The organism is uncultured Gordonia sp., assembly GCF_937858515.1.
Taxonomy (GTDB): Bacteria; Actinomycetota; Actinomycetes; order Mycobacteriales; family Mycobacteriaceae; genus Gordonia.
On sequence record NZ_CALLZT010000153.1, the window covers coordinates 1 to 5099 of the forward strand.

The window sequence follows — 5099 nt, forward strand, 5'->3', positions numbered from 1 at the left end:
ACGCCGAGTTGGAGAACACCGCGATCGAGTGGGCGCGCACCATCAACGGCAAGTCGCCGACGGCGCAGCGAATGCTCAAGTTCGCGTTCAACCTCACCGACGACGGGCTGATGGGTCAGCAGGTGTTCGCCGGTGAGGCGACGCGGCTGGCGTACATGACCGACGAGGCCGTCGAGGGCCGGGACGCGTTCCTGGAGAAGCGCAGTCCCGACTGGGACGCCTTCCCCTACTATTACTGAAGTCGTCTTCCATCTCCCGGCCGGTCGGGAAAATAAGGTATCGCCTCGCGCTCAGCCGATCAACTCGCGCAGGATCTCCATGTCCTCGACGCGCTCGGCGTGCGTCCCGGCCGCCGGCGCGGCCAGCAGCACCCCCACACCCGCGGCGCGGAAGGCCTCGACCCGCTCGGCCACCTGCGATCTGGGCCCGATCAGGGCGGTCGAATCCACCAGATCCTGAGGCACGGCTGCGGCGGCCTCGGCCTTCTTGCCGTCCAGATACAGATCCTGGATCAGCTTGGCCTCGTCGACGAATCCGTAACGCACGGCCAGTGAGTTGTAGAAGTTCTTGCCGCGGGCACCCATGCCGCCGATGTACAGCGCGCAGTGATTGCGGACGAGTTGGTTGGCATGCTCGATCTGCTCGGCGTCGTCGGTGATCAGCGCAGCGGTGTTGACCACGATGCGTAGCGGCGGGAGGTCCGGGCTGCGCTTGGCCTTGCCGGCCTCGAGAGCCTCCCCGAACGCGGCATCGACGTACCCGGGATGGAACAGGAACGGCTGGAACTCCTCGAAGAGCTCGGCGGCCAGCTCGGTGTTCTTGGGGCCGATGGCGGCGAGCAGCATCGGGATGCGATCCCGCACCGGATGGTTGATGATCTTCAAGGCCTTGCCCAGACCCGACCCGCCATGCTCGGGGCCGAGGGGCAAGTGGTAGTGCTTACCGTCGAAGGTCACCGGCTCGCGCCGCCACACCTTGCGGCAGATCTCGACGTGCTCGCGGGCGCGGCCGAGAGGCGCGTTATAGGGCACCCCGTGGAAGCCTTCGATGACCTGAGGACCGGACGCCCCGATACCCAGGATCGCGCGGCCGCCGGAGATGTAGTCCAGGCCGGCCGCGGTTATCGCCAGGTTGGTGGGGGTACGCGAGAACATCGGCAGGATGCCGGTCTGCAGTTCCATCTTCTCGGTACGCGCCGCGATGTAGCCGAGCTGACTGACCGCGTCGAAGCTGTAGGCCTCCGGCACCGTGACCCTGCCGACACCCGCCCGCTCGAAGTCGGCGAGGTGGTCGATGGTCTCACGGAAGTCGCCGGCGTAATTGATCGGCATGCCGAGTTTCATCGGGGCAGCAGTTGACGTCATGCACACGCATTCTTCCACAGCCGTACGAGCGGTCGGTCGGCACCCGTACGAGCGGTCGGTCGGCGACTTTCGGACGCCGACGCGGCGGCCACGAGACCAACGGCGCAGGACCAAAGTCCCCGGGTCATCCACCGGAAGATTTCCACTTGGCCGACGGAACGTGAACAGTCGGTGAACACCTGGCGCGATAGAGCAAACACGCACGTCAAATGGGGTCTTTTGGCTTTCCCAAAGTTAGGTGCCAGAGCGCGTCACACAGCATGATGATCGCATGAGCTCAGAGATGCTTATTCTGGTGCTGCTCGTCATCACGGCACTCGGTTTCGACTTCACCAACGGTTTCCACGACACCGGCAACGCCATGGCGACCTCGATCGCCACCGGAGCCTTCAAACCCAAGACCGCGGTCACCGTCGCCGCGATCCTCAACCTCATCGGCGCGCTGCTGTCGGTCGAGGTGGCGGCAACCATCACCAAGGACGTACTGAAGATCCAGGAGACCAAGGGCGACGGAGCCGGCGAGCTGGTCGCAGGACTCGACGCCCAGAAGGCGCTGCTGATCATCTTCGCCGGACTCATCGGCGGCATCCTGTGGAATCTGTTCACCTGGCTGTTCGGCCTGCCGTCGAGTTCCTCGCACGCACTGTTCGGCGGACTTATCGGTTCAGGCCTGGCCGCCATCGGGTTCGGCGGCATCAACTGGGCCGGCATCACCCACAAAATCCTGGTCCCCGGCCTGGCCGCACCGGTGATCGCCTGCATCGTCGCCGCCACCAGCACATGGATCATCTTCAAGATCACCAATTCGATCGCTGAGAAGAACCGGGACGCCGGATTCCGCTATGGCCAGCGGGCCACCGCGTCCCTGCTCGCCCTCTCGCACGGCACCGGCGACGCGCAGAAGACCATGGGTGTCATCGCCCTCGCCCTCATCGCCACCAATCATCTGGATGCGCGCACCGTCTCCAGCGGGTTGCCGATCTGGGTGGTCCTGACCTGTGCGTTCGCCATCGCCCTGGGTACCTACCTCGGTGGCTGGCGCATCATCCGCACCCTGGGTAAGGGCCTGGTGGAGATCAGCTCACCGCAGGGCTTCGCCGCCGACGCATCCTCGGCCGCGATCATCCTGACCTCCTCCACCGCGGGTATGGCACTGTCGACCACCCACGTCGCCACCGGCTCGATCTTGGGCACCGGCGTCGGCAAGAAGGGCGCCGAGGTGCGCTGGAGCGTCGCGGGCCGCATGGCGGTCGCCTGGGTGACCACAGTTCCGGCCGCTGCGACGGTGGGTGCCCTGTGCTTCTGGCTCGGTCACCTTATCGGCGACGTCTACGGCGCCATCACGATCTTCGCGATCCTCGTGGCCGCTTCCGCTTACATGTACTGGCGCGCACAGCAGAACAAGGTCGACCACAACAACGTGACCGACGACTGGGAGGACGGCAGCGGTACCACCGTCCCCGCGGGTGAAGAGCCCGCGACCCGTCCTGCGTCGGTCTGACCCGGCGCGATCAGCTAAGGATTGAAAGCACCATGCACATAGTCGAATCCATCGCCCGAGTGCTCGTCGTGGGTCTGATGCTCGGAGCGGGACTGCCCGCGATCTTCGCGGTCGGCCTACGCCTGCACGCCGTCGGTATGGGCAACGAGCACGCCGATGGCACGGTGACGGCCCCCGATCCGGTCCGCAAGGCCGCCGCTTACGTCCTGTTCGGGCTGGTCGTGGTCGTCATCGCCGTCGGCATCCTCTGGGTGTGCCGACACACCCTCGACTTCCATCTGGGCGTCAGAGTCTTCCCTGACGCCTGGTACTAGGACATGAAGCAGTTCGGCGCCGACCCCGTGAGGGTCGGCGCCGAACTGTTGTCACTGCCCGATTCCGGCGCTCGGCACCGCAAGGGTGTGTACTGGGATGACAAGCATCTGAACCGGACACGATGTCAGACACCGGCCCGGACAAACCCCAGCCCGTGAACCGAGTACAACAAATCCCAGGTACGAAGAAGGGAGGCGATCATGGACCGACCACAGCTACTCATGAAAGTCGTCGAATGGTTGCGGGCCGGCTACCCCAACGGGGTACCCCAGGGCGACTACATTCCGCTCGTGGCACTGCTGCGCCGACAACTTTCCGACGATGAACTCGACCAGGTGACCTCCGACCTGATCGACGACTCCCTGCGGCATCTCGAACCGATCTCCAAGATCGACGCGGGAGTCAAGATAACCAAGGTCACCGACGAGCTCCCCCACGCCGTCGACATCGCCCGGGTGCGGCAGTTGCTCGTCGTGGCCGGCTGGCCGTTCGACGACGAACCGCTCGCCGACACCATCACCCCGAACGCGTCACCCGAACCCCTCGAGGACGGCGAGGGTCCCGGCGAGTCCGGAGACGGCCACTGAACGGACTGCACCCGCTGGAGCTGGTAGGCGCACCGGAAGTCCTGGCCCACACGGACACGCTCGCCGGGCTCCTCGAGCACGGCGCCACCCGAGCCGTCCTGCCGGTGCCCGGCGACGCCGCGGCCGCGGCCCGGTTGTGCGCCGCCCTCGGCGCCGGCGAACCGATCGGCGACGACGTGACATTGGTGATCTCGACATCCGGTTCGACCGGCATCCCGAAAGGCGCTCAGCACACCGCGGCGACCCTGCGCGCCTCGGCCCGAGCCACCGAGGCTTTTCTCGGCGGACCGGGCAATTGGCTGCTCACTCTGCCACCGCATCACATCGCCGGGCTGCAGGTGCTGCTGCGGGCAATCCGTGCCGGGTACCGTCCCGGCATCATCGACGTGCGCGACGGCTTCGGGGTCGACGACTTCGTCCGCTCCACCGGCGAGCTCGACGGCGTGCGTCGGTACACATCGCTGGTGCCCACCCAGTTGATCAAGGTGCTGGCGTCACCGGCGGCCACCGACGCCGCCCGGACATTCGACGCCATCCTCGTGGGCGGGGCCGCAACCCCGGAGTTGTTGCGGCGCAAAGCGATCGATGAGGGTCTGGCGATCGTGTGCACGTACGGGATGAGCGAGACCGCCGGCGGCTGCGTCTATGACGGTTTTCCCCTCGACGGGGTCGATGTGCGGATCGAAGGCCCCGGAGACGGCGGCGCCGGACGTATTTGGCTCGGTGGTCCGATGGTCGCCGACGGCTACCGCAATCTGCCGCACCACCCGTCGTTCGGGCAATACCTCTTCAGGGATTCCTCCGGGGGGCCTTCTTCCGGAGAGCACCGGTGGTTTCGTACCGACGATCTCGGGATCGTCGAATCCGGACTGCTGCGGGTCGTCGGGCGGGCCGATCAGGCCATCAGCACGGGTGGGCTCACGGTGCTGCCCGAGGTGGTGGAGGAGGCCATCGCGGCCGATCCGTCGGTCGCCGAATGCGTGGTGCTGGGCCTGCCCGACCCGCGGCTCGGCGAGAAGGTGGTGGCGGTGCTCGTCGAATCCGAGGCCGGGGCCGTGGACCCGAACCTGATCATCGAGCTCGTGACCGCTCGGCTCGACCGATTCGCCGCGCCGCGCGAGGTGATCGTCGTCGACACCCTGCCGATGCGGGGGCCGGGCAAACCCGACCGGACCGCATTGCGGGAACGGCTGACCGGCGCAGTTGTGCCAGAAACGGAAAACCGGGTGCCAGGACCGGAAAAGGGTCCGGAAACGGAGAAGCGCCCTGCCGACTTGGGGGGGATGCAGGCAGGGCGCAAGTCTCCGGGAAGAGACTTCACATAGTGTGCCA

General features: G+C 66.4%; 6 protein-coding genes. 5 read left to right on the forward strand and 1 reads right to left on the reverse strand.

Annotated elements, in window-relative coordinates; all coding sequences use genetic code 11:
• The coding region (locus Q0627_RS14895) for an enoyl-CoA hydratase-related protein (RefSeq protein WP_298811055.1) at positions 1-239 on the forward strand (239 nt) is incomplete at its 5' end.
• Between the two features lie 51 nt (positions 240-290).
• Here the strand turns inward: Q0627_RS14895 and Q0627_RS14900 are convergent.
• Positions 291-1343, reverse strand: a complete 1053-nt coding sequence (locus Q0627_RS14900; protein WP_298811061.1) for an LLM class F420-dependent oxidoreductase — start codon at positions 1341-1343, stop codon at positions 291-293.
• A 292-nt stretch (positions 1344-1635) separates the two neighbouring features.
• Between Q0627_RS14900 and Q0627_RS14905 the strand changes: the two genes are divergently transcribed.
• The 4 genes from Q0627_RS14905 (at position 1636) to menE (ending at position 5092) form a co-directional block, all read left to right on the forward strand.
• A complete protein-coding gene (locus Q0627_RS14905) occupies positions 1636-2865 on the forward strand; it encodes an inorganic phosphate transporter (RefSeq protein WP_298811058.1) in 1230 nt (409 codons plus the stop codon).
• Positions 2866-2897: 32 nt separating this feature from the next.
• Positions 2898-3179, forward strand: coding sequence for a hypothetical protein (locus Q0627_RS14910; protein WP_298811059.1), 282 nt, complete (start codon positions 2898-2900; stop codon positions 3177-3179).
• A 201-nt stretch (positions 3180-3380) separates the two neighbouring features.
• Complete coding sequence (locus Q0627_RS14915; RefSeq protein WP_291013990.1) at positions 3381-3767, forward strand: DUF3349 domain-containing protein; 387 nt, start codon at positions 3381-3383, stop codon at positions 3765-3767.
• Between the two features lie 41 nt (positions 3768-3808).
• Positions 3809-5092 carry an o-succinylbenzoate--CoA ligase gene (gene menE / locus Q0627_RS14920; protein WP_298811063.1) on the forward strand — a complete coding sequence of 428 codons (1284 nt, stop codon included), beginning with the start codon at positions 3809-3811 and terminating at the stop codon, positions 5090-5092.
• Positions 5093-5099 lie beyond the last annotated feature (7 nt).